25 protein-coding genes are annotated in these 24,612 nt (G+C 37.5%); all 25 read right to left on the bottom strand.

The window, feature by feature from the left end:
• Positions 1-364: 364 nt before the first annotated feature.
• Positions 365-1,291, bottom strand: coding sequence for a primosomal protein DnaI (gene dnaI, locus AB3H93_RS04095; RefSeq protein ID WP_096709058.1), 927 nt, complete (start codon positions 1,289-1,291; stop codon positions 365-367).
• Entirely contained in the window at positions 1,291-2,679 is a 1,389-nt protein-coding gene (locus AB3H93_RS04100; RefSeq protein WP_096709057.1) for a replication initiation and membrane attachment family protein, read from the bottom strand. Before AB3H93_RS04100 ends, dnaI begins: the two co-directional genes overlap by 1 nt.
• Positions 2,680-2,719: 40 nt before the next feature.
• Complete coding sequence (nrdR, locus tag AB3H93_RS04105) at positions 2,720-3,214, bottom strand: transcriptional regulator NrdR (RefSeq protein WP_010719039.1); 495 nt, start codon at positions 3,212-3,214, stop codon at positions 2,720-2,722.
• Between the two features lie 444 nt (positions 3,215-3,658).
• Positions 3,659-3,991, bottom strand: a complete 333-nt coding sequence (locus tag AB3H93_RS04110) for a hypothetical protein (protein ID WP_010719038.1) — start codon at positions 3,989-3,991, stop codon at positions 3,659-3,661.
• A gap of 52 nt (positions 3,992-4,043) precedes the next feature.
• Entirely contained in the window at positions 4,044-4,679 is a 636-nt protein-coding gene (gene coaE, locus AB3H93_RS04115; RefSeq protein WP_368020188.1) for a dephospho-CoA kinase, read from the bottom strand.
• Positions 4,643-5,479, bottom strand: a complete 837-nt coding sequence (mutM, locus tag AB3H93_RS04120; protein WP_096709056.1) for a DNA-formamidopyrimidine glycosylase — start codon at positions 5,477-5,479, stop codon at positions 4,643-4,645. The genes coaE and mutM overlap by 37 nt, the downstream gene beginning before the upstream one ends.
• Positions 5,480-5,548: 69 nt before the next feature.
• Complete coding sequence (gene polA / locus AB3H93_RS04125) at positions 5,549-8,194, bottom strand: DNA polymerase I (protein ID WP_010719035.1); 2,646 nt, start codon at positions 8,192-8,194, stop codon at positions 5,549-5,551.
• Between the two features lie 166 nt (positions 8,195-8,360).
• Positions 8,361-9,044, bottom strand: coding sequence for a Bax inhibitor-1/YccA family protein (locus AB3H93_RS04130; protein ID WP_010737680.1), 684 nt, complete (start codon positions 9,042-9,044; stop codon positions 8,361-8,363).
• A complete protein-coding gene (locus tag AB3H93_RS04135) occupies positions 9,037-9,522 on the bottom strand; it encodes a MaoC/PaaZ C-terminal domain-containing protein (protein WP_010737681.1) in 486 nt (161 codons plus the stop codon). Before AB3H93_RS04135 ends, AB3H93_RS04130 begins: the two co-directional genes overlap by 8 nt.
• A gap of 225 nt (positions 9,523-9,747) precedes the next feature.
• Positions 9,748-11,082 carry a UDP-N-acetylmuramate--L-alanine ligase gene (gene murC / locus AB3H93_RS04140; RefSeq protein WP_010719032.1) on the bottom strand — a complete coding sequence of 445 codons (1,335 nt, stop codon included), beginning with the start codon at positions 11,080-11,082 and terminating at the stop codon, positions 9,748-9,750.
• Between the two features lie 181 nt (positions 11,083-11,263).
• Positions 11,264-12,019 (bottom strand): YdcF family protein, encoded by a 756-nt coding sequence (locus tag AB3H93_RS04145; RefSeq protein WP_053766812.1) that lies wholly within the window; start codon positions 12,017-12,019, stop codon positions 11,264-11,266.
• Positions 12,020-12,046: 27 nt separating this feature from the next.
• The gene (locus tag AB3H93_RS04150) at positions 12,047-12,532 is read right to left on the bottom strand and encodes a SprT family protein (RefSeq protein WP_368020189.1); all 486 of its coding nucleotides are present in this window, start codon (positions 12,530-12,532) and stop codon (positions 12,047-12,049) included.
• 1 nt (position 12,533) lies between these two features.
• A complete protein-coding gene (locus AB3H93_RS04155; RefSeq protein WP_368020190.1) occupies positions 12,534-14,717 on the bottom strand; it encodes a Tex family protein in 2,184 nt (727 codons plus the stop codon).
• Between the two features lie 225 nt (positions 14,718-14,942).
• Positions 14,943-15,674 (bottom strand): metallophosphoesterase family protein, encoded by a 732-nt coding sequence (locus AB3H93_RS04160; RefSeq protein ID WP_161440092.1) that lies wholly within the window; start codon positions 15,672-15,674, stop codon positions 14,943-14,945.
• Between the two features lie 230 nt (positions 15,675-15,904).
• Positions 15,905-16,846: a rhodanese-related sulfurtransferase gene (locus AB3H93_RS04165; RefSeq protein ID WP_010719027.1), complete on the bottom strand. Its 942-nt coding sequence runs from the start codon at positions 16,844-16,846 to the stop codon at positions 15,905-15,907.
• A gap of 301 nt (positions 16,847-17,147) precedes the next feature.
• Positions 17,148-17,519, bottom strand: coding sequence for a VOC family protein (locus tag AB3H93_RS04170; RefSeq protein ID WP_010719026.1), 372 nt, complete (start codon positions 17,517-17,519; stop codon positions 17,148-17,150).
• A gap of 240 nt (positions 17,520-17,759) precedes the next feature.
• Complete coding sequence (locus AB3H93_RS04175; RefSeq protein ID WP_010719025.1) at positions 17,760-19,151, bottom strand: L-cystine transporter; 1,392 nt, start codon at positions 19,149-19,151, stop codon at positions 17,760-17,762.
• A gap of 215 nt (positions 19,152-19,366) precedes the next feature.
• Complete coding sequence (locus AB3H93_RS04180; protein ID WP_010719024.1) at positions 19,367-19,762, bottom strand: DUF1149 family protein; 396 nt, start codon at positions 19,760-19,762, stop codon at positions 19,367-19,369.
• A gap of 50 nt (positions 19,763-19,812) precedes the next feature.
• Entirely contained in the window at positions 19,813-20,436 is a 624-nt protein-coding gene (locus AB3H93_RS04185) for an HAD-IA family hydrolase (RefSeq protein WP_368020216.1), read from the bottom strand.
• A 54-nt stretch (positions 20,437-20,490) separates the two neighbouring features.
• Positions 20,491-21,159 (bottom strand): 2,3-diphosphoglycerate-dependent phosphoglycerate mutase, encoded by a 669-nt coding sequence (locus tag AB3H93_RS04190; protein WP_010719022.1) that lies wholly within the window; start codon positions 21,157-21,159, stop codon positions 20,491-20,493.
• 9 nt (positions 21,160-21,168) lie between these two features.
• Complete coding sequence (locus AB3H93_RS04195; RefSeq protein WP_034698189.1) at positions 21,169-21,606, bottom strand: hypothetical protein; 438 nt, start codon at positions 21,604-21,606, stop codon at positions 21,169-21,171.
• A gap of 54 nt (positions 21,607-21,660) precedes the next feature.
• Positions 21,661-22,332, bottom strand: a complete 672-nt coding sequence (locus AB3H93_RS04200) for a hypothetical protein (protein WP_010737691.1) — start codon at positions 22,330-22,332, stop codon at positions 21,661-21,663.
• A 134-nt stretch (positions 22,333-22,466) separates the two neighbouring features.
• Positions 22,467-22,844 carry a P-II family nitrogen regulator gene (locus AB3H93_RS04205; protein WP_010719019.1) on the bottom strand — a complete coding sequence of 126 codons (378 nt, stop codon included), beginning with the start codon at positions 22,842-22,844 and terminating at the stop codon, positions 22,467-22,469.
• Positions 22,841-23,614, bottom strand: coding sequence for a DUF1538 domain-containing protein (locus AB3H93_RS04210; RefSeq protein ID WP_010719018.1), 774 nt, complete (start codon positions 23,612-23,614; stop codon positions 22,841-22,843). Before AB3H93_RS04210 ends, AB3H93_RS04205 begins: the two co-directional genes overlap by 4 nt.
• On the bottom strand, positions 23,611-24,294 hold the full coding sequence (locus tag AB3H93_RS04215; RefSeq protein ID WP_368020191.1) for a DUF1538 domain-containing protein: 684 nt from the start codon (positions 24,292-24,294) through the stop codon (positions 23,611-23,613). The genes AB3H93_RS04210 and AB3H93_RS04215 overlap by 4 nt, the downstream gene beginning before the upstream one ends.
• Positions 24,295-24,612: the final 318 nt, after the last annotated feature.

The following is a 24,612-nucleotide window of genomic DNA, read 5'->3' on the forward strand; positions in this document are numbered from 1 at the left end:
TTGTCTTTTTTCGTTACCATGATGACTATTGATCAGGCATAAGCTTCTGTAATCATCACTCTATCCAGTATGACACCACTTTTGTAGCTTGTTACGATCAATATAAGTGGCGTTAAGTATGAATTCAGATACACTTTCATCTCAAATTATGAGTTTCTTGAATAACTAAGTGAACATCGAGAGTCATTGAAAAGAGAATTATTTGCAGACTTCTCTCAATGAATTGTTTGCATTGCTTATTTTCCTACCCATCAAAGCAATAAGCAGGAAATAGGGCAATAACTAATTCAGCAAAAGGCTTTCTCGATCACATCTTCTAAGCCTACTAAGGCTACAATTATGACTTCTATGCTTTCTCTTTTCGCTAGCCATTTCTCCGATTGCGTCCAGTCATTTCAATTTCTTTTGTCAAATAACGAATCCGTTCCATGATTCGTTTGGCTTTCAATGGTTCTTCATCTCCACGCTGTGTCACAGCAAGATGTTGTTCCAATTCATTCATTGTAAAATTGGAAGAGAAAAAGGTTGGCAGTTGCTCTTGCATTCGATATTGCAAGATCACACCAAAGACTTCATCTCTGATCCAACTACTCATTGCATCAGCGCCAATGTCATCCATCATTAAAATGGGTGAACGTTTGACCGCATCTAGTTTTTCTGCGACTTGATCTTTTCCAATCGCTTGTTTCATTTCAACAGCAAAAGTAGGAAAATGGACAAGTGTAGTTGTAAAGCCTTTAATGGCTAGTTCTCTGGCAGTCGCCCCTAAAAGATAGGTTTTTCCTATTCCAAAGCTACCAACTAAATAAAGTCCTTTATGATATTCTTTGGGACTTGCACTATAATTTTCCACAAAGTCTAGTGCTTCAAAACTTGCATAGCTCCGTCCATCGGTACGCTCAAAATTATTGAAAGAAGCATCTTGGATATCTTTTGGCATATCGACAGCTTTGATCCGGTTCCTAATTTCTTCTTGTCTTTTCTTCGCCAATAAGGCTTCTGTTGGAACATAAGTCACATCGACATAATGAAAATTCAAGGTTAGCTTGGGCTCATAGCCAGGAGCGATCATCGTAGGGTCATTTTTTTGGTATTTTCGTTTTTCTTGGACAAATTCATATAGTTTTGCATAACTTTTTTCGATATCTGCTTGTGTTAATTCATCTTTGTGATCCGCCAAAAAGGCTTGCACATCTGGATCGTTGAGGACTTCTTCGATCATTTCAGCATATTTTTGTTGATAATTTCGCTGGCTGATGATCCGCTTTAATTCTTTTCCTACATCTTCCATTAGCTATCTCCCTCCTTCTTGGCAAAATATTCTTTGAATCGTCGTTCGATCTCCGCTTTTTTCTCACTACTGATTTTTTTCTCTTCTTTTGGCTGGTTGACCCAATCTGGTAGTTTCTCACGACGAACGTTTCGACGATTAGTTGAATAATTCTGGTTGGTATTTTTAGTATTTTGTTTGCCTTTGCTATTGGTTTTCCGAATATGTTCAATGGCTTCTTCTGGGGTCATGATCTTTTTTTGTGCCCATTCGTTAGCGATCGTGTTGACAAAGCTTGCGGTTAAGCTAGGACGATCTTTGATTACTAAGACATAATTGATCAGGATATTGATCAAACTATTCGACAATCCCGATTGTGAAACTAAATCCTGTAAAAGCCAAGTTTCTTGTTTTGACACATAGCCGCCTTTTGCTTGTTTCAGTGCCTCTAAATATTTCATTGGCGGAATGCTTTTGGCTTCGTTCACTAACTGTAGTGTCGCATTTGTCAGAGCAGTTGCTTCCTTAGGTGTCTCATTCTGATTGGCAGAGGTTGCTTCTTCATTTTGATTAGCCAATGTATTTGTTCGCTTCGTCTGTTGGTTCACCAATACGATGCGTTGAAGCTCTTTGACAGATACTGTCTGCTCAGAAAAATCATACGCTTGTACGACCCATTCACCTAATGTCAACTCATCCACGCCATAAAGTAAATGATACATTGTTAACTGTTCCTTCAATGATTCATCTAGATTCATGATATGTTTTTTTGCCAACCAATCTGTCAAAAAGCGCCAATCAAGAGTGGATTGTTCCATGGACTTCCCCAGATCAGCTGATTTGGTTGTAAATGACTGTTGGTTTTCCTCGAGTTTCTCTTGATCTGCAGCATATGTTTTTTCATTAAATCGATATACTTCTAAAAATTTCTTCGTGATCTTTTGATAATCATTCGTCGAAAAATGTTCCGGCTGAAATAGTTGGATCAACTGATCGAAACGCCGTTGACCGACTTTTTCTAATAGCAGAAAAGACAATAATGTATCTTTAAAAAATGCTAACGGTTCAATTGGCTCAAGTAACTCATAAATAAAACATCCCCCTAAGCTAGGGTCTTCTTTGAAAAAAACTTCTAAAAGTCCTATCCCTTCTAGTTTTTTCCGTGCTTCATAAAGCTGAGGAATACCACAATTCAAGCTACTTAACAGATCAGCATGTAATCCTTCCGGTCCAACGCCTTTTTGTAAAGGAATTTCTGATAGTAAGGTAAAATACAAACTCAAAGCTTCACTGCCGATTAATGGCTGGTAGAGATAAAGTAATGAGGATTTCCCTTCTTCTCTTAGCGGATAGCTTTTTCTTCCTTGGTAGATATTTTTAGGTTGAAGCTCTTTCCATGCGTTATCCAAGGAATTTGGCCTCCTTTTATGACTTGATTTTATTTCTGATTTATTCGTTGTTTTCTTTATGATTCTCTTTATTATTTTCTTTTGCTTTATCAACGATGTCTTGTAATTCTTTTAAAAACACCGACATATCTTTAAATTGACGATAAACACTGGCAAAACGGATGTAAGCAATCTCATCTAAATTGACCAGATCTTCCATCACGTATTCTCCGATCAACGTCGTCGATACTTCATTTTCACCAAGACTTCGCACCCGATTTTCAACATGATTTACGATTTGCTCCATTTGTTCCATCGCAACTGGTCTTTTTTCTGCTGAACGGATTAATCCTCTTAAAATCTTGTCACGATTAAATTCTTCCCGTTCCCCATTTTTTTTGATCACTAATAAAGGTGCTGCTTCAATTCTTTCAAATGTTGTAAAACGAAAAGAACAGTTTTCGCACTCTCGTCTTCGACGAATTGCTCGACCATCATCCGCTTGTCGACTATCAATCACTCGGGAATTGTTATGTTGACATCTAGGACATCTCATTATTTTCACCTCTTAATCTGAAATTTTTCTGATATACATTCATTTAATATATTGAATCAATTTATATAGTATTGATTCAACGAACATTCAAAGGATAAATTTTCACTCAATAATAGTTACGTAAATAATTACGTATGAAACAATATTTTTATGATTCACTCCTGCTTTTCATAAAAAAAGTTTCACACATGTAACTAGTTGTATTATAACATGAAACAATTCTTACAGGCGACTCTCCTGTATAAAAAACCTCGTTAGAAGAACCTTTTTTTCAATCGATTGATCGAAATTGTTCCAAAGCAAAACAATTAGGCTTGACTTTCGAGAAAACTGCATGTAAAACAGTGCTTCTTAAAAACTTCTTTCAGGTGCATACTTCAAAAAAAACAGAGAGTGAGACAAAACTTGTCTCACTCTCTGTTTCAACAGTCTAAGTTATACCCATTAAAGTTTTTCTTCAATTCCTGTATAATGTTTCATTCGTTGTTCATCGATTTTTTGTTGTTCAGGAATATGATCGGCTTCTGGTAAAGGTGTTTTTTTGTGTGTTGGATCATCTTTTTTTCGTTCTTGGGTCAGATCTTGCTCCTTGGCTTCTTTTTCTGCTTGTTGGTCTTCTAATTCATCGACTCTGGCTTTGTAGCGTTCATCATTTTCTTTTGCAGCTTCTGATTGTGCCCGTCCTTCATCTACCAGTTCATCTTTATTCAAGATCTCTCCTAGTTTTTCTTTTGCAGAACCGACTACTTTATCTTTTTGATTTTTAAAAGTCCCCATACCAATCCCCCTCTTTTCTTTATATTCAGCATAGCAAACTATCTAAATATACTCAAAGAAATCGATTGTTGAAGTCCGAGAGCCAACGTTCGATTTGACAAGTCAGTTCATCCTTACTACCGGAATTGTCAAAAACGATATCTGCTAATTTTTTCTTCTCTTCAATCGGCATCTGGCTTTGTATTCTTTTCTTTGCTTCGTCCAGTGTCAATTGATTTCTTTTCATCAAACGTTGCAATTGAATTTCTTCTGGAAGGTAAACGACTGCTACAGCATCCATTTCCTGTTCATAATGACCTTCAAATAATAAAGGGATATCAACGACAACTAAAGGATAATTTGCTTTTTGTTGCCTAATCTGTTCCGTAATCGCTTGACGGATAAATGGGTCTAATAAGCGATCAAGTTTTTGTCTTTGTTCTGTCGAATCGAAAATAATCTTAGCTAAAGCTACTCGATCAAGCGAGCCATCTTCTTGAAGGATTTCTTCCCCAAATTCTTGAACGATTGCCGCCAATCCAGGAGTCTGAGGTTGGACGACTTCACGGGCGATGATATCTCCATCGATCATCGGGATTTGGTGACGGCTAAAAACAGCTGCTGCAGTGCTTTTCCCAGTAGCAATCCCACCAGTTAAGCCTAAGACATAGCCTACTTGCTGATTTTTAGTCTTTGGCAATTTGGACAATAGTGCGTCCCCCTTTGCGCTACTTTTGTTTTGACGATCGGTGTATGACAACGAACACATGGTTGACCAGTCTGACCATAGACATGTAAAGCTACTTGAAAGTTACCTGACTCGCCTAGCGCATTGAGATAACTCCTGATCGTCGTTCCGCCTGCCTCGATTGCCCGAGACAACACGTCAATAATTGCTTTTCGTAACAACTCTGCTTCTTTGGGCTTCAATGTATCCGCTGGCTGTTCTGGATGGATCTTCGCTTCCCAAAGCGCTTCATCCACATAGATATTCCCTAAACCTGTTACTAATTTTTGATCTAATAATAATGGTTTAATCGCTTTATGAGATTTTTGTAAGCCTAAACGAAAGCCGTCTAATAAAAATGTATCTGGCAACGGTTCTGGACCTAATTTCATGATGCCTTTGTAAGCATCACTCGCTCCTTTTTCAACTAATGTCATTCGTCCAAATTTACGTACATCATGGTATCGGAGTTGGCTACCATCTTCAAAGAAAAAAATGACATGCGTGTGTTTATCGATCGGTTCATTTTTTTCAACAAATTGGTATTTTCCTTCCATACGTAAATGTGAGATCAATTCATAATGAGTCAAACGAAAAATTAAAAACTTGCCTCTTCGATCAATAGCCAGAATCTCTTCGCCAACTAACGAAGCTTCAAAGATTGCTGTTTCTGGTTGTTCAATGATTCTTGGCCATAAGACTTGGATTTTTTGGATTTTCTTTCCAACGACTAAACGAGACAAGCCTTTTCGTACAGTTTCTACTTCTGGTAATTCTGGCATGTTTTCACCTTCGACTTATTTGCTTTTTTATCTATTTATTGAACAGATCGGTTCAATAGCGGCAATCAGCTATTTCGCTTCATACCACGTCTTCCCCCAACTACTATCTGTAATCAATGGTACGTGTAAGGACACGGCATGTTCCATGACTTCACTTACTAATTTGTCTAATCGTTCTAATTCTGTTTCTGGCACTTCAAAAACCAATTCATCGTGTACTTGTAACAACATGGTTGCTGATAGTTTTTCTTCTTTTAAGCGTTTATCCAACTCGATCATCGCGATTTTAAGAATATCAGCGGCACTTCCTTGGATTGGGGTATTGATTGCTGTTCTTTCAGCAAAAGAACGTATATTATAATTTCGTGAATTGATATCAGGCAAATAACGTCTACGATGGTAAAGAGTTTCGACAAATCCTTGTTCCTTCGCTTCACGAACGATACGTTCCATATATTCTTTGACTCCAGGATATTTTTCAAAATACGTATCAATATACTGTTGTGCTGCTTTTCTTGTAATCCCAAGATTTTGTGATAAACCATAGTCAGAGATGCCATAAACGATCCCAAAATTGACTGCTTTTGCTTGACGACGCATATTTGGTGTAACATCTTCTGCTTTTTCAATCCCAAAAACACGCATAGCAGTACTTGCATGGATGTCTTGTCCTTCAAGAAAGGCTGCTTTTAAATGTTCATCATTTGAGATATGAGCTAAAACTCGCAATTCGATTTGTGAATAGTCAGATGAATAGATCAACCAGTCTTTTTCTCTAGGCACAAATGCTTGGCGAATCTTTCGCCCTTCATCTAAGCGGATAGGAATATTCTGTAAATTAGGATCTACTGAACTTAAACGCCCTGTTTGAGTCAATGTTTGAACATATCTGGTATGGACTTTTCCATCGGATTGAATGACTTTTAACAAACCTTCTACATAAGTTGACTGGATCTTGGCGATTTGGCGATACGTCAAGATGTCATCCACGATTGGGGCTTGTTCTCTTAATTGTTCTAAAACATCGACTGCAGTGGAATAGCCCGTCTTCGTTTTCTTGATCACCGGTAACCCCATTTTTTCAAATAAAATGACACCTAATTGTTTTGGTGAGTTTAAATTGAAGGATTCACCAGCCTCTTGATAGATTGTTTCCTCGATCTCTTTCAATCGATTGGAGAATTCGATTTTCATTTCTTGTAAACGAGAAGCATCAACTTTGATACCAGTGATTTCCATTTCAGCTAAGATGATTGAAAGGGGTAGTTCCATCTCACGGAACAAGGCCATTTGGTTTTTTTCTGTTAATTCTTGACTTAACTTAGGTGTTAAAACATTAATGGCAGATACTTTTCTGGCAAGGTGGGCAAAAAATACTTCTTCCTCTTCCGGTAATCCTTTTTTTGCCCCTTTTCCATAAATTGCTTCATCTGACTGCACTTCATGATAGCCATAATGGGCAGCGATTCCTTCAATATCCGTACTTTTCTCATTTGTATCAAGCAAGTAGGCACCAAGCAAGACATCAAAATCGATCCCTTTTGTTTTCGTGGCATACCGATTTAAAGCCACATAGGTCCGTTTGGCATCATAGACTTTTTTCAACCGTGTTGGATCAGCTAACCAAGCACAAAAAGCTTCGTTCTCAAATAACGCTAGATCATTCGTAACATAAATTTTTTGTTTCGTCCCCCAAGCTACACCCACGATATCTTCTGTATGGTAATTGTCTCCCATCATCTCCACATATAAAGCCATGTCAGTCGTGAACATGTCCTCATGGTATTCATGGACTACTTCAAATAGGATATCTTCAAGTTCTACTTCTTCCTCAACAAGGTCCAGCTTTGCCAGGAATTGTTTAAATTCCATTTCTTTATAAAATGGCACCAATTTCTCTAAGTTTTTCCCTTCATATTTCAATGAATCAATTGAGACTTCAACTGGCGCATCTGTATTGATCGTCGCTAATTGTTTGGATAAGAAAGCTTGTTCTTTATCATTGATCAAATTTTCTTTCATTTTGCTTTGTTTCATTTCATCAATATGCTCATAGATCCCTTCAACGGATCCATATTGTTTTAACAATTTGATTGCTGTTTTTTCGCCGATTTTCGTCACACCAGGAATATTGTCTGAAGCGTCTCCTGCCAAACCTTTCATATCAATGATTTGATTTGGAGTCAACCCATCATATTTTTCAGCCACATGTTCAGGTGTGTAACTTTCGATATCACTCACACCTTTCACCGTAATGTCTACTTTGATTTCATTACTAGCTAATTGAGTCAGATCTCGATCACCAGATAAAACAACGACATCAAATTCTTCTTTATTGACTTTTTCGGCTAATGTCCCAATGATGTCATCCGCTTCATAATTAGGTAATTCATAGTATTGGACACCTAGTCCTGTGAGTAATTCACGAATGTAAGGCATCTGTTCTTTAAATTCTCCAGGAGTTTTTGAACGGCCACCTTTGTATTCTGCATACATCTCGGTTCTAAACGTCGTCTTTCCTGCATCGAATGCAACTAATACATGAGTAGGTTGCTCTTTTTGCATCACATTTTCAAACATCGTGTTAAAAGCATAGATCGCATTTGTATGCAACCCATTTCTATTTTTAAACCGTTCTAATGAATTGTGTAAAGCAAAAAATGCGCGAAAAGCAACACTATTTCCATCTACAAGTAATAATTTATTTTTTGTCATCTGCCTAACTCCTTACTGTAAAGTTCTTATTTATTCTAACAAAGAATACTGAGGAAAGCGAAAAGAAAAACGCAAATTAGTCACTTTACTGGACAAAAAAGAGTGAAAAGACTCAATGCTTTTCACTCTCATAATTATTGTTCAATTGAACTGTCCATTCAATCGCCTAATTGTTGCGTCCGAAAATTCTTAAGAATGCTAAGAACAAGTTGATAAAATCAAGGTATAGTTGCAATGCCAAGAAAACGGCAATTCCACTGTGTGCTGTCCCATTTGATTCTATATAGATTGACCGGATCTTTTGGTTGTCATATGCGGTAATTCCTGCGAAGATTACGACTAAAAGAAGAGAAATAAACAACTCTACTGCGCTGCTTCGTAAGATAAAGACATTTAAGACCATGGCAATAATGACACCGATCAATGCGGCCATTCCGGCACGGCCGACACCTGTCAAATCTTTTTTAGTAACCAAGCCTACAACGGACATCCCTAAAAACATTCCAGTTGCTGTAATAAACGCTCTGGTAATGCTACCGATATCATACATCGCTAATGTGACAGCTAACGTCAGTCCATTCAAGAGCGAATACGCAATAAAACCACCAATAGCTAAACTTGGGTTTTTAGCTGCTTTAACGCCCAATACAACTACTAAAATCAACTCTACGATCCAGAGACCCATAAAGCCTAATGGGAAATTATTGATGAACGAGAAAACTTGTTGAGGATATACTTGTAATGCGAGATAAGAGATAATCGCACTTAATGCTAGACCTCCTCCTAGATAACCATAGACCTTAGCATAGAAGCGATTCAGTCCTGTTGAAATAGTACCTTGATTATTCATATGTTTCACCTTCACTTTCAAGAGTAATCTCTAATTCTGGTTCGACCGGTGGCTGAACCATCACTACTGCATCCAATACCCGATTTTCTTCGCTATTGTTTGCTTCGACAGAGATTGTCACGACATTTTTCATTTTGTCTACTTTGATAATATCAAACTGAAAAGTCAATGTTTGATAATGAAAAACTGGCTCAATAAAATTGACAGAAAAATTGACTACATGAGACCCAGGACCTGGCAAATGTTTTGAAATTGCACTGGTGATGATGCCCATCAACATGACAGAAGGCACAATCGGTTGTTGGTACTCCGTTTGTTTCGCAAAATCATGTTGGATGTATAGTGGATTCGCATCATTTGTTAGTCCTAAATACAATAACAGCTGATTGTCTTCAATCGATTCAGTTAAAGACAACGAGTCCCCTTCCTCCAGTTCATTGATGGTTTTTCCTAATTTACGTGGTTTACTTATGTTCAAGTTAGTAACCCTCCAGTTTATATATTGATCACTTCTTATTGTATCAAAACAGTCCAAAAAGGCAAGTTACACTGATTAAAACAAGAAAATATTAACGAAACTGAAAGAAGACAGCGATGTTGATTCCTCTTTTGAAAACCAGAAAAATCAAAAAATCTCTACCTGTTAAGTTTCATTCTTTAACAGATAGAGACTGCTTTACAAGCGACTACTTAAAAAAATAGATTACAATACATTCTTTGTCGTACTACTTAATAATTTTTCATACGCTTGTTCAAATTTTTGAACATCCCCTGCACCCATAAAGATAATGACAGCATCGTGGAAATCAAGTAAAGGAGAAACATTGTCTTCTTTGATCACTTGACCACCTTTTTTGATTTTATTGCCAAGATCTTCAATTTTAACATCGCCCTGTTCTTCACGAGCAGAGCCAAATATATCACATAGATAAACTTTATCTGCAAGATCTAGTGCTTCTGCAAACTCATCCATCAAAGCAATTGTGCGGGTAAATGTATGAGGTTGGAAAACTGCAATGATTTCTTTATCAGGGTACTTTTGTCGAGCCCCATCGATTGTTGCTTTGATTTCAGCTGGATGATGAGCATAATCATCTACAACTGTCATATCAGCTACGATTTTTTCGCTGAAGCGACGTTTTACACCTGGGAATGTTAACAATTCTTTCGCTACTTCTTCTTGGTCTAGTTTTTCAAAATAAGCAACTGCGATCACGCCTAATGCGTTTAATATATTATGTTTGCCAAAAGCAGGAACAGTGAAATGTCCCACAAATTCATCTTTGTGGTAAACATCGAAAGCTGACCCCGTCGTTGTGCGTTCGATATTCCGAGCTTGGATATCATCGTCTTCAGAAACACCATAATAATAGATCGGAACATCTGCTTCTAATTTTCTTAAGTAAGCATCATCTCCATAGGCAAAGATCGCTTTTTTCACTTGATTTGCCATTGATTGAAATGCGGTAAACACATCATCAATACTTGTATAATAATCTGGATGATCAAAATCAATATTTGTCATGATAACATAATCAGGCGAATATGCTAAGAAATGGCGACGATATTCACAAGCTTCAAATGCAAAAAATTCTGCTTCGGGATCGCCATGTCCTGTGCCATCACCAATTAAATAACTTGTTGGACGAATGCCAGTCAACATATGTGAAAGTAATCCTGTCGTACTCGTTTTACCATGTGAACCAGTCACTGCAATACTCGTGTAGTTTTGGATAAAGTCGCCGATAAAGTCATGATAACGAACAACTTCTAATCCCAACTCTTTCGCTCTTTGAATCTCCTCATGCGTATCTGGGAAAGCATTACCAGCAATGATCGTCATTCCAGGTTGAACATTCTCTGCATCAAAAGGCAAAATTTTGATATTTGCTTTTTCTAAATCCCTTTGTGTAAAGAAATATTTTTCGATATCTGATCCTTGTACTGGTAACCCTTGCTCGTGTAAGACAAGTGCCAATGAGCTCATTCCTGATCCTTTAATACCAACAAAATGGTATAATTTATTTTGATTTTCCATTTGAATCCTCTTCTCTTAAATATCATCCATTATTTTGTTTTCTATTACAACACGTTCCTCATTATCATATAAACCTAAAAAAATTTCAACCAAATATATTTGAAGAGGTTACTTACTTGAAAAATCGTTCAAATTTAAAAACTGGCTAACGCTCTCGTTTGGTCTACTAGGGATGATTTTCTCATGAACGCAAGAAAGTTCCTGAAACAGAAGAACGGATCCGTTGATAGGCTGACCAAACTTTTTGTGGGATGTCCACATGATTCATATAATTTTTCCCATTTGGTCCATAGCCCTGTTCATCATCCTTCAAACGAACCATTTCTCCTAAAACTAACGCATAGAAATAATCTTTCGACCATTGATCGTTCAACTCTGGCTGAGAAAAATGTAACTCTTCCGCTAGTTCAATTAATTGGGGAACAAATGGGACATAGTTACACCATTCTACTCCTGTGCCTTTCCAGACCTTCTCAAAAGTTGCTCTGGTACGTCGCTGTAATGTTGGATCATTCATAAGAAAAATCCGTTCAGGTAGAGCGCCCTTTTTTTGAAGGATCGTCAAGGCATGTTGTGCATTTTCCCCAGAGTTCGTCGAGGTTGTTTCTAAAATGAATCTTTCAGTTGGAATGCGGTATTTTTCTGTTAAGTAACGAAAACACATCTCACTTTCACTGAGTCCATCCTCAAATAAAACCCCTTGCTTTGCAAAATTTTGGCGAAGCACCTTAGTAGCATGTCCGATTCCTCCGACTAGAAAAATTTGCTGCACTTGTCCTTGCAAATACAGTTCAGCTGCCTTATCAGCAAGAATCGGTAAGCCATTGCCTGCTAGAATCACTATTGGTGCCGAATCATTTGTTCTTTGATCACTTGCATCAGCCAAAAAGGATAGCAAACAATTCCAATCTTTCAATTGTTCCCCTTGATTCGTCATGAGCTTTTTTCTCCTTTTTAAGATTTTTTACTTACTGGAAAGCTGTTCATTTGGCACTTTATCCAGTGTTTCCTTCCAAATCAAATGCCCTCGACATTTCCCGCAAACATAGCGTTTTGTATCGATTTTTCGCTTGCGGTAAATATCGGTTGTACAACTAGCACACTGATACCATTCAATTTTAGTCGTTTTCTTAGCAGAAAGAGCAGGAGCGTATCTTAAACCACCCGTTTTTTTTAGTAAAGCCTTAAAATCAGCATCTCGATGACGATAACCTTTATTAGCTAAATGCAAATGATAATGACATAATTCATGTTTAATGATTGCAACTTTTGTCGCTTCATCCACTTCTTGAAACATCTTCCAATTAAAATCTAAATGATGGTCGTTTAAGTGATAACGTCCCCCTGTAGATCGCAAACGAGAATTGAATTTTGCTTGATGCTTAAAGGGCAATGAAAAACTATCTAGCGAGATTCTTTCAACGAGTTGCTGCAATTCGATTTCTGTCACTTTATTTCGCCTCATAAGGGGAAAGCATCGTTAAACTGATTCTTCCTTTATTGACATCAACAGCTTCAATCCAAACTGTTACAACATCGCCTACAGAAACGACATCAGTAGGATGTTTAACAAATTTTTTACTTAATTTAGAAAGATGAACTAATCCGTCTTGCTTTACACCGATATCAACAAACGCGCCAAAGTCGATTACATTCCGTACAGTCCCTTTCAACTCCATCCCTGGTTTCAAATCTTCCATACTTAAAACATCTGAACGCAAGAGTGGGGCTGGCATTTCATCCCGCATATCTCTACCAGGTCGGGTTAACCCTTCAAGAATATCAGCTAACGTTGCTTCTCCTACAGATAATGTTTTGGATAAATGAGTGGAAGAAAGTTGAGATAGGGTTTCGATTGCTTCTTTTTTACCTAATGCTTTCTCTGATAACCCGTTGCTTTTTAGAATTTCTTTTGCAATTGGATAGCTTTCTGGGTGAATGCCTGTATTATCAAGAATGTTTTTCCCACCTGGTACACGGATAAACCCGATCGCTTGCTCATAAGCCTTTGGTCCTAAGCGAGGAACTTTTTTCAATTGCGCTCGCGTATCAAACGCACCATTTTCTTCTCGATAAGTCACAATATTTTGAGCAGTTGTTTTATTCAAACCAGAGATGTGTTGCAATAATTGAGGGCTTGCAGTATTAACATCCACACCCACTTGATTGACCACAGTTTCTACTACAAAATCTAATTGTTCCGCTAAACGTTTTTGAGAAACATCATGTTGGTATTGTCCAACTCCTACAGCTTTAGGGTCAATCTTCACTAATTCAGCTAATGGATCTTGCAAACGTCGAGCGATCGACACTGCACTTCGCTCTTCCACTTGGAGGTCAGGAAATTCTTTGCGGGCAATATCACTTGCAGAATAAACAGAAGCTCCCGCCTCATTCACGATCGCATAGTACGCTTTATGATCAGCTGATTTTAATTGTTCAGCAACAAATTGTTCTGATTCACGGCTAGCAGTACCATTTCCTATTGCGACCATATCTACTTGGTATTGGTTGATCAATTGAACAAAAGCAGGTCCTGCAGCTTCACGTTTCGCTTGAGAAGCAGGTTTATGCGGATAGATGACTTCAATTGCCAAAACTTTACCTGTCGCATCTACTACAGCTAACTTACATCCTGTACGATAGGCTGGATCGAATCCTAAAACGACTTTTCCTTTTAAAGGAGGTTGTAACAAGAGATTACGGAGGTTTTCTCCAAAGATCGCAATTGCTTGCTCATCAGCTTTTTCAGTTAATTCATTGCGCACTTCCCGCTCAATCGCAGGTTGAATAAATCGTTTGTAACTATCTTGATAAGCATTCCTAACAAACATAGTTGCGGGAGAAGCTGGGTTATTGATCAATTGCCGCTCCAAATAAGACAAAATAGGTTCCTCTTCCACTTGGAGTCCGACTTTCAAAATGCCTTCTTTTTCACCACGATTCGTCGCTAAAATGCGATGAGAGACGATTTTATGAATGGGTTCGGCATAATCATAATACATTTCATATACCGCTTTTTCATCTAACTCCTTCTTTTTAACGACACTGACATAAGAACCTTTATTGTAGGTATAGGAGCGTACCCACGTTCTGTAAGTTGCATTATCACTGACTTCTTCAGCAATGATTTCGTGAGCGCCTTGCAATACTTCCTCGACCGTATGAACTTCTTTTTCATCATTGAGGTATTTTTTTGCTTCTGCATAGACATCTTCATTGGGCAATTGACGAAGCCACTGGGCAAAAGGCTCTAATCCTTTTTCTTTTGCGATCGTCGCTTTCGTTCTGCGTTTTTGTTTATAAGGACGATACAAGTCTTCTACTTGTTGCATTTTAACTGCTAAAGTAATGTCTTTTTTCAATTCTGGCGTTAGCTTACCTTGTTCATCGATTAAACGAATCACTTCTTGTTTTCGTTTCTCTAAGTTTTCTAAATAAGCATAGCGCTCTTCAATTTCTCGAATTTGTACCTCATCTAAGCTACCGGTCATTTCTTTTCGGTAACGTGCAATAAATGGGACAGTATTTCCTTCGTTCAATAAATTCAATACGGTGGTAAGTTGTTTTGAATGATACATCGTTAGTTCTTTTTGAACTAACTGGACAATTGTTTGATTTAAATTCTCTGCCATCAATATACTCCCTTTTTAAGTTAAAGCCATTTTCATTATTCCCTGTTTCTAAATAAAAATGGTGGATTTTCTCACATACTTATTTATTTTATCATATTTGATAACAGTACTTATAGCAGCTCTCAGCAAAACAAATCAATCACACTAAAAATCCCCTATAATAGTTGAGGAATTTGAGTTTCCTCAATACTTTTATAAGGAATCATGTACTGTTATCCTGATCCATTAATTTCCTTGCCACGGTCCTTCAGTGTTTTGATACTCAATGTCTTGAACGATACCAGTTTCATCAAAAACCACACCATGCATCGATCCACCAAAGACTGCTCCACCGTCAATTCCGATTTTCTTATCGTGAATCCATAAATCTGTCGTTTCCATATCTCCGTGTAGCATAGGGGTAATGGTATGACCAAAAACGATTGTTTTTCCTGTATTATTTTTACCTTCATGGAAAGGTTCGCGGATCCAGATGAAGTCATGAGGGTTTGTATCATGCCAATCTTTTTTAGTTAAGTCAACCCCTGCATGGACAAAGAGATAGTTATGCCATTCATAATAGAGCGGCCGTTCACATAAAAGATCAATCAGTTCGCCATATCGTGAGCGAATCATCAACGCAATCTCTGTGGGCGAATACTCTTCAGTTGACCCAGGGTGTAAAAGACTGTCAAATGTTTCTTTGCCACCATTCCGTAAATAGGGCTCATACCAGTCTTCAGGACTTTGGAGGAACTGCAAAAAGTACTCTTCGTGGTTTCCTCGAAGATAAATCGCGTTATTTTCTTTGACTAGTTGCATACCTAGTAAAAAACATTCTTTCGTATTAGGGCCTCTATCATTCAAATCGCCCATCAATACTAATTGATGATTTAATGGATCAAATTCGTTGACCAATTTTTTAAAGAGATCGTATTTTCCATGAACATCGCCAATCGCATACACCCACTTTTTCATGATGAAACTCTCCCTTTCTATTGTAGTATAACGTATCTTTCGAATAGATTTACACTTATCAAAAAGGTTTTTCCCTTTCCTATACTGATTTTCTCAATAAAAAGAAAAAAAGACAAGCCAAAAATAAAGATAGCAAAGGAATTCCCTTATTCACTCAGGGCTCAACTAGAGCTAGGTGATTGGAGAACAGCTTCTCCCGCTATGTTTATTTTTCAGCTTGTCACTAAATGCTAGTTAAAAAAAGCAGCTAATTTTTCTTCTACTTCTTTTTCAGACAGTTGATGCTCTTTGATGTAGCGGTTTTGTGGATGTTTTGCGCATTCGATCGAACAAGAACCTAAATGTTTTTCTTCATTTTCAACAGAAGTCAACATCTGACGATTGCATTCAGGATTGCCACAATTGATGTAGCGTTCGCAAGGCGTACCGTCGAACCAATCTTTGCCTACGATTCGTTTATCCACTTGATTGATATCAACTGCAATACGTTCATCAAACACATACATCTTACCGTCCCACAATTCTCCTTGAACTTCAGGGTCTTTTCCATAAGTTGCGATCCCGCCGTGTAGTTGACCAACATCTTTGAAGCCTTCACGGACTAACCAACCAGAAAATTTTTCGCAACGAATCCCACCAGTACAATAAGTAACCACTCGTTTTTCCATAAATTCTTCTTTATGATCACGGATCCATTTAGGGAGTTCCCTAAAGCTTCTAATATCAGGACGAACAGCCCCACGAAAATGTCCTAGATCATACTCATAATCATTTCTGGCATCAATAACAACAGTATCTTCATCTAAAATTGCCTCTTTGAATTCTTTTGGTGAGAGATAATCTCCTGTCAATTCGTGAGGATCGATATCGTCTTCTAATTTCAAAGAAACAAGTTCTGGTCGTGCACGAACAAACATTTTCTTAAATGCGTGGCCTTCACTTGGATCAATTTTAAAAAATGTATCAGCAAAACGCTCGTCTTGATGCATCATCGCCATATATTTTTCAGTTTCTTCGATCGTTCCAGACAATGTGCCGTTGATTCCCTCTTTGGCAACTAAGATTCTTCCTTTTAAATTCAACGATTTACAAAAGGCTAAATGTTCCTTCGCAAATTGCTCTGGGTCTTCAATGGTTGTGTAGTTGTAATAAAGTAATACTTGGTAATCCATGTTTTCTTTCCTTCCTTCTCTTCTCTCCAGAATAGTATAAAAAAAGTAAGGTTCGTTTGACGATATTTATGCTTGTGTATTTATGTTCAAACTCTTCAGTTAACATAATATAATTATCGTTTTTTAATTTAGGCAAACTTTACTACATAAAAGATGGAATAAGATGACCTCAACGATGGAATGACCATTTACAGAAACTAGGTTCTACCAAGTGAAAAACACCCACTCTACTAGTCGCTAAACATTACCTGTTTAACTACTAGTAGAATGAGTGTCTGAAGACTACCTTCAAATCATTTCTTTATTTCCCTGTTACTGCAAAATAATTACCATCAGGATCGGCAAAATTAAATACGTATTCTTCACCTAACTGGACTAATTCGCCTAATACCGTACCTTGTGCTTGCATTTTCTTATATAAATCAAAAATATCATCGCTATAAAACATCAAGGATGGGGAACTTCCAGCAACTTCTGGGGAATGTTGTTCAATGAATTCCCGATCGTATAAGACAAGTGAAGTAGTTGCTTTCTCTGATTGGGCGATTTCTACAACCAGTGTGCCATCCATTTCTTGACGATCTAATTCTTTGAATCCAACCGCAGTCCAAAAATCAACGTTTTTTTTCACATCATCAACATATAACATGATTTTCATTTCATTGGTAAACATGTAAATCCTCCTACATTTCTTCGTTTTAGAAGTCATAAGCTTAACTATTTTAGCATACGGAGATCGGAAAAGCTATCTTCACTCCATCTTTATACTCTTATACTTGCCCTTATTGTCATAGTTTTTGGAGTGGATGGAATCTCGTTTTCACTTTTCGGAATAAAATAGATTCTCTGTATCAATCGCTTATAAAAAAAAACAGATCCCGTCTCAAAGACGAAATCTGTTTTTGGCTTATAACTAAGCATTGACATCAATGACTTTTGAATCATCTTTGATTGCTTCACGATCCAAGTCCTTAATTCTAGCACTTGTGACAATCCCGGCAACCATACTGCCACTGACGTTCGTTGCTGTTCGAGCCATATCAATCAATGGTTCTACTGAGATAACTAAGCCAACGATGGCAACTGGCAAATTCATCGCCCCTAAGACGATCAATGAAGCAAACGTTGCGCCACCACCAACACCGGCTACACCAAATGAGCTGATCGTGACGATTGCAACTAACATCAAGATAAAGCCAATACTAAAAACATCAATTCCAGCAGCTGGAGCAACGATCGTGGCTAGCATCGCTGGATACACACCTGCACAGCCGTTTTGCCCAATTGATAAACCAAAGCTGGCTGAAAAATTCGCTGTTGCTTCATCCACACCTAACGCTTTGGTCTGTGTTTCGATATTCAATGGCAATGCCCCTGCACTTGAACGTGAAGTAAAAGCAAAGCTCAATACTGGAAAAGCTTTTTTAAAGTAGTCAAACGGATTGACTTTCACTGAAAGCAAAATCAATGAATGAACAATCAAGACTGCTAGTAAAGCAACATACGAAGCAAGTACGAATTTTCCTAAATTGATAATGGCAACAAAATCACTAGTAGCCATCACATTCGTCATCAACGCAAAGACGCCATATGGAGTCAAACGTAAAACTAAGGTAACGATACGCATAACGATTTTATATAAACTATCAATCAAATTGGCAAAAAATTCTGCTTCTTTCGGTGCTTTTCTTTTGACTCCTAGATAAGCAATCCCGACAAATGCAGCAAAAATCACAACACCGATCGTACTTGTTGCACGTGTACCAGCTAGATCAGCAAAAACATTTTTAGGGATGAATGATAATATTTGTTGCGGAATCGTTAATCCTTGGATACTCTCTTGGCGAGTGGCTAATTCCGAGATTCGAGCTGTTTCTGCTGCGCCCTCGGTAAACTTTGCTCCTTGAAGACCAAATAATATGGTAGTACCGATTCCAATCAATGCAGCAATTGCTGTTGTTGCAAGCAGTGAGGTTAATACTGTTGCACTGATTTTACCTAATTTTTCAGAAACTTTCATTTTTGTAAATGCGCCAACGATCGAGACGAATACTAATGGCATAATCAGCATTTGTAAGAAGCCGACATAGCCTTCACCTACGATATTGATCCATTCCATTGATTGACTGATGACTTGGTTATCTACTCCAAAAATCAATTGTAATAAGCCACCAAATACGATTCCGATAGCTAGAGCTGTATAAACCCTTGTTGAAAATTTTGCATGGCGCTTTTGCATGCGATAGAAAACATATAATAATACCGCAAAAACTAGAACCACTAAAACTGTGATGAGTGTTGTCATTTTACTCCTCCTCTAATTTTTAATGACAAGTCCATCTAAGGAAGTAAAGGTTCCCGAAAATGATTCTTCAATCATTTTCCTGAAAATATTTTTTTCAGCGACTCGTTCATTCTAGACTATTTATGTAAAAAATACATTCGTTTTGCTTACAATTAGTAATAGAAAAAAACCAGTAGTGATAGCCTTTGACTATCACTACTGGTTTTAAGCACGTTTTATGCTTCATTTTCTTCTTTTTCAGATTGAAAATTTAGTTTCACGCCTGGTTGATCCAATGCAATCTCAGTTATTTCATAGGCCATTCGTTTGACGATATCAAATAATGGCGCAACTAGCTCATCCACTTCTTCTTGTGTGACATCATTTTGTCCTTCAATCTTTCGATTAAGGATATGGTTAATTTGACTCACGCTTCCTGATAAAACATATGTATCAAAGACTAAGCGAAATTCTAAACGTGCCCCTACGATACTGTGTTCTTTCGGATAGTTCTCAATCGTCTCTTTCAGAGGAGAAAATCCTACTTTTAAATCTGTTTCAACTTCTTGATCAGGCCTTTTAAAATCATAGTGAAATGCCTCTACTACTTCTTTTTGTCTTTTGATTTCCATTTGATCACTCCTTATTCAAATTATAACATACCTCACTTTGAAAGAGGATACTATTTTATTGCTTTCTCCTTGATATCAAGGATTTTTAAGAGTTCATCTACAACATAATCGGCAGGAATATCTTGTAAAAAATGATCAATATCATACAAACAAGTCAAGACTCCTGCATTCTTACCAGCTTCTATATCTAAACGACGATCACCAATCATGATCGTTTCCGACTTTTTCAATTGATGTCTTTGGATCAAATGATTTAATGAGTCGGGCGCTGGCTTACGAGGAAAATTCCGATCAATCCCAATGACATCTTCAATTAAATCAGTTAGATCAAACTGTTCAAGTAATCCCCAAGTTGAGGATGAGAGTCGATGGGTCAAAATAAAATGCTTTGCACCTTGGCTTTTCAATGATCGTAACACTTCTTGGGTGCCTGCAAAAGGCTTGGAAATTTTCTGACTCGCTGCTTCATAACGATGAAACAAGGGTGTAAATTGTTCTTCTGGTAATTGGTATTCTTTGATTAGTTGACGGGTAGAAAATTTCTTCATAATCGGATAAATCGTTTCTTGATCCGCTAAGATACCTAACGCAGCCATTGCTTGAAGCGCTCCATCGACCATGGCTGGATAAGTATCAAATAATGTTCCATCAAAATCCCAAACATAATTTTTTATCATCGTAACTTCTTTCCTTTAAATCTATTCATATTCCCACAAAACATGTCCCTCTTATAACAATTCTTTTCCGAGGATTTCTAACTCTTTATTTAAAGTGTATTGAATCGGTTGCGCATTCGGGATATCAATCGTATCCAACTGATTTTCTGGTACATCTTCTAAGTATTTAGTTAACGCACGTAAGCTATTCCCATGTCCAACCACTAAGACATTTTTACCAGCTAATAAGTGTGGTGCAAGTTCATCTTGCCATAAAGGAACCACGCGCTCAACTGTCATCTCTAAGCTTTCACCATGGGAGAGCAAACGTGGATCTAAAGAATCATAGCGTCGATCAAAATGGTTTTCTGATACGAGTGGCGGAACTTCTCGATAGCCACGACGCCATTTTTTGACTTGTTCTTCGCCATATTCTTTTTTCATCTCCGTTTTATTTTTACCAACTAATGCCCCATAATGTCGTTCATTTAACCGCCAAGTTTTTTGGACGGGAAGATACAATTGATTCATTTCTTCTAAAGCTAACTGTGACGTTTTGATTGCTCTTTTTAGTACAGATGTATAAACGATATCAAAAACCAGTCCTTGCTCATTCATTTTTCGTCCAGCTTCCGTTGCTTGTTGCATCCCCTTTTCAGTTAGCGCAACATCTAACCAGCCAGTCCAATAATTTTGAAAATTGGCTTCACTTTCACCATGTCGTAATAAGACTAACTTCATCCTCTTCACCTAGACTTTCGTTTCAAATTGGGTACCGCATTTTTGACAAGTCACTCGAATTCGTCCTTTACCTCGTGGCGCTCTTTGCTTTTGGTGACAAGTAGGACAAGAAAAAAACGTGTACTCCATCACTTTCTTTGAATTTTTTGGCTTTCTCAACTGAGAAAACCATAATTTTATTTGATTCGATTTTTCGATGAATTTACGATTTTCATTTATTCTTACATAGATTTTCTTCGATAACAATCGAAATACGATCAGACCGAGTAATCCCCAAAATAAGAAATAACCGATTGAAAAAGGAAGTAAAAATTGAAACAGACGAAAGAATAGTGCCAGAATCAACAATACTCGGTTCAACGAATCAAATGTTGCATAACGTCCTTGCATCACTTGGTTGTATTTTCTTTTGTATTCAATCAAGCGTCTTAACCAAATTTGTGCCATCGTAACTCCTCCTGTTGCTCTTATTATGGCAAAAAAAAGCAAAAAGAAAAAGCTTTAATTCGCTTTTTCCATTGTTAATTGATGAAGTGCATTCCGATTCTTCATAAAGTCAATCACGATGACTTTCTTTTCCTGCGCTCTTTGGACGACACGAAATGTATCCGCTAACGGTAACGTGAGCTTTCTAGAAGGCACTTCCTTCAAGCGAACAAATCGGCGAATCAGCGTTAAGAATTGTGTTAATTGAATCGATGTATGAACTAAATCAGGATATTTTTTTAATAATTGAGTTGTCTTTAATAAATGGCGTTTTTTACCAATTTCACTTAAAAAACTTTTTAAGATTTTTTGTTGCCGTTGAAAAATTGAAAACGAATCTTTCTCATCAATTTTATAACGCATTTGTCTTTGAAGTTCACTGACCGTTAACTGTATCAACTGGCCGTTCTCCTTGATTATCAAGCCATTTGGAAATAGCTCTGTTACTGCCTGATCCCAACTTGTCAATGAAAGCTCAAGGTAATCTTTCACAGGTAAATCAAGTTCTCTATTAAAAAAGAGCAAAAGTGCAGTTAACCCTTCTGATTGATAGATTTCTCCTAGTGTTTGACCTTCTAAATGAAACTCTGGCGAAAAATGCAACAAAGTTTTCCCCTTGTTTAACTGAACATAAAGAAAGGTCGAACGGTTGATGACTTGATCCTTTAGCACCACTAAAAAATTCATTTTTCTCCCCCTTTATCATTTTTAACATAGCATATTTTTAAAAAGTTGTCTGGTAAAAGAGGAGGGTTTCATAAAAATTTAGTAATTCATCAAATTCTCCTTAAAACAATGAAACCACCTGAGCGATTGCAGATTCACTCCTCTTTTTCCATCAATTCTTTCATCTCGATCACTTCCCGATATTGGTGGATTTTAGTGATCCCAATGACTTTATCGACATCAATACTAAAACAGATACCATTTCCTGGAACATCAATGTTGATTCCCTGACCAATCGTCTCCATGACTTGATTGGTTAAACTATCAGGTACGAGGGTTAACACAATATCTTTTTCAGGTGAGATTTCCAGACCTAAAAAATTACTAGAATCATGAATCCCTGATCCACGCCCATGGAGTATCGTACCTCCAGCTGCTCCGGCGGTTTTTGAAAACTTAATCACTTCGTACCCCATTCCCCCATCAACAATCGTGACGATCATATTCAGATTCAACGCTACAGGATCTTTCATTTTTTTCCCTCCAACTGTTGTAATTTGTGTTTGGCTTGTTTATCTTTTTCATCTTTCCTTTTGTAGATATAGCCTAGAACCAATGTCGATAATATGGGCGTCAATGCAATCATAGCCACTACTCCAAATCCATCAATAATCGGATCTCTTCCTTCAATTTGCGTGGCGATTGCCACACACATCGATAAAATGAACGTGGAACACATGGGGCCAGTCGCTACCCCTCCATTATCAAATGCCATAGCAAGAAAAATTTTATCAACCTTGCGCCCTAAAATGAAAGCTAAGCCATATCCTGGAATCAAAAAATAGTAGAGAGAAAACCCAACTAATAAACGCCACATAGATAACCCAACTGCTAAGCCAATCCCAATAGAGATGACTGCTAACATGATTTTTGCTTTGATTCTTCCCTCACTCAATTCTTCCACTTGTTTAACCATGACATGGATCGCTGGTTCTGCGAAACCAACTAAAAACCCCATCAAGAACCCTAAAGGTATCAAAAGCTGATTATGTTCTAAACTAGCAAGTACACTACCTAGATGTTGTCCAACAGGAACGTAAGCCAGATCGACACCATGCAGGAATAAGATCAATCCGACAGTAGTGATCAAAAAGCCCTTGATAATAGCCCAGAAACGTTCTTTACTCATCTGAAAGCTCAGGAAGTTCATGACTAAGAATAATAGTATGATCGGCGATATGGCGATTAACACCTCATAGGAAATGATTTCTATTCCCGAAAATAATTCTTGGACTATCTTCATTGAAAAATCACCCCTAAAATCATTACTGCCAGAATTGGACCTAAAGATGCAATCCCAACCATCCCAAAGCTATCATTGGCACTTGTTTCTTGACGAATCATACTAGTCAGTCCGCCAGCTAATGCTAGAATAAAAGGAACAGTAATCGGTCCAGTCGTAACGCCTCCAGAATCAAAAGCAATCGGCATAAATTCATTACTTGTAAAAAATGAAGCGACTAATACACCAACATAACCAATCGCCATCAATTGATAATAAGATAATTTGAAGACAACCCGTAACAGAGCAAACGCTAAAAAGACACCTGTGCCAACGCTTACAATTCCAATTAACAAAACTCGGCCAATCTTTCCTTCAGAAATCTGATTGACTTGTTGTCCCAACACTTGAACGGAAGGTTCTGCGATCGTGATTACAATTCCAATCATAAATCCTAAAGCAATGAGGATTGTGAGACTTTTCTTTTTGATCATATATTTTCCCACTAATCGCCCGACTTCCATCATCGAATAATCGGCGCCAAATAAAAATAGTGTCATGCCAATCATCATAATCCCTGCCCCAAACAAAAAAGAAATCATTTCATCTGAGTCAAGCGGTGAAAAAATAAAAGTTAAAATAACAATTAAAAGTGTCATTGGTAAAATGGCGATAACAACTTCTTTTAAATTTTTTAGCATATATCCTCCTCCTTTACTCTATTTTACCTGATTCCTTCACAAGTTACGAGCAGAACAGGTAAACGCTGTTATTTTTTTCAATAAAAAAATACTCAAATATGACATTACCGTAAAAAGAAGCCAAATTGAGCGAAAATCAAACTTGGTTTCGGCTCCTTTGGCTTCTCTTTATGTTATAAGCAACCCTGCTACTTCAAAATCAAGAATGAAAAACCATACGAGCCTTTCAATTTTTGGGGCTTGATTCTGAAAAGGAAGGTCTGCTGTTTAGCAAGGTACTCAAAAAACATCTGGAGCTTAGCGTCCCTTTTGTTTCAC

The sequence above is a fragment of the Enterococcus sp. C74 genome (assembly GCF_040887125.1).
GTDB classification, from domain to species: Bacteria; Bacillota; Bacilli; order Lactobacillales; family Enterococcaceae; genus Enterococcus_B; species Enterococcus_B hirae.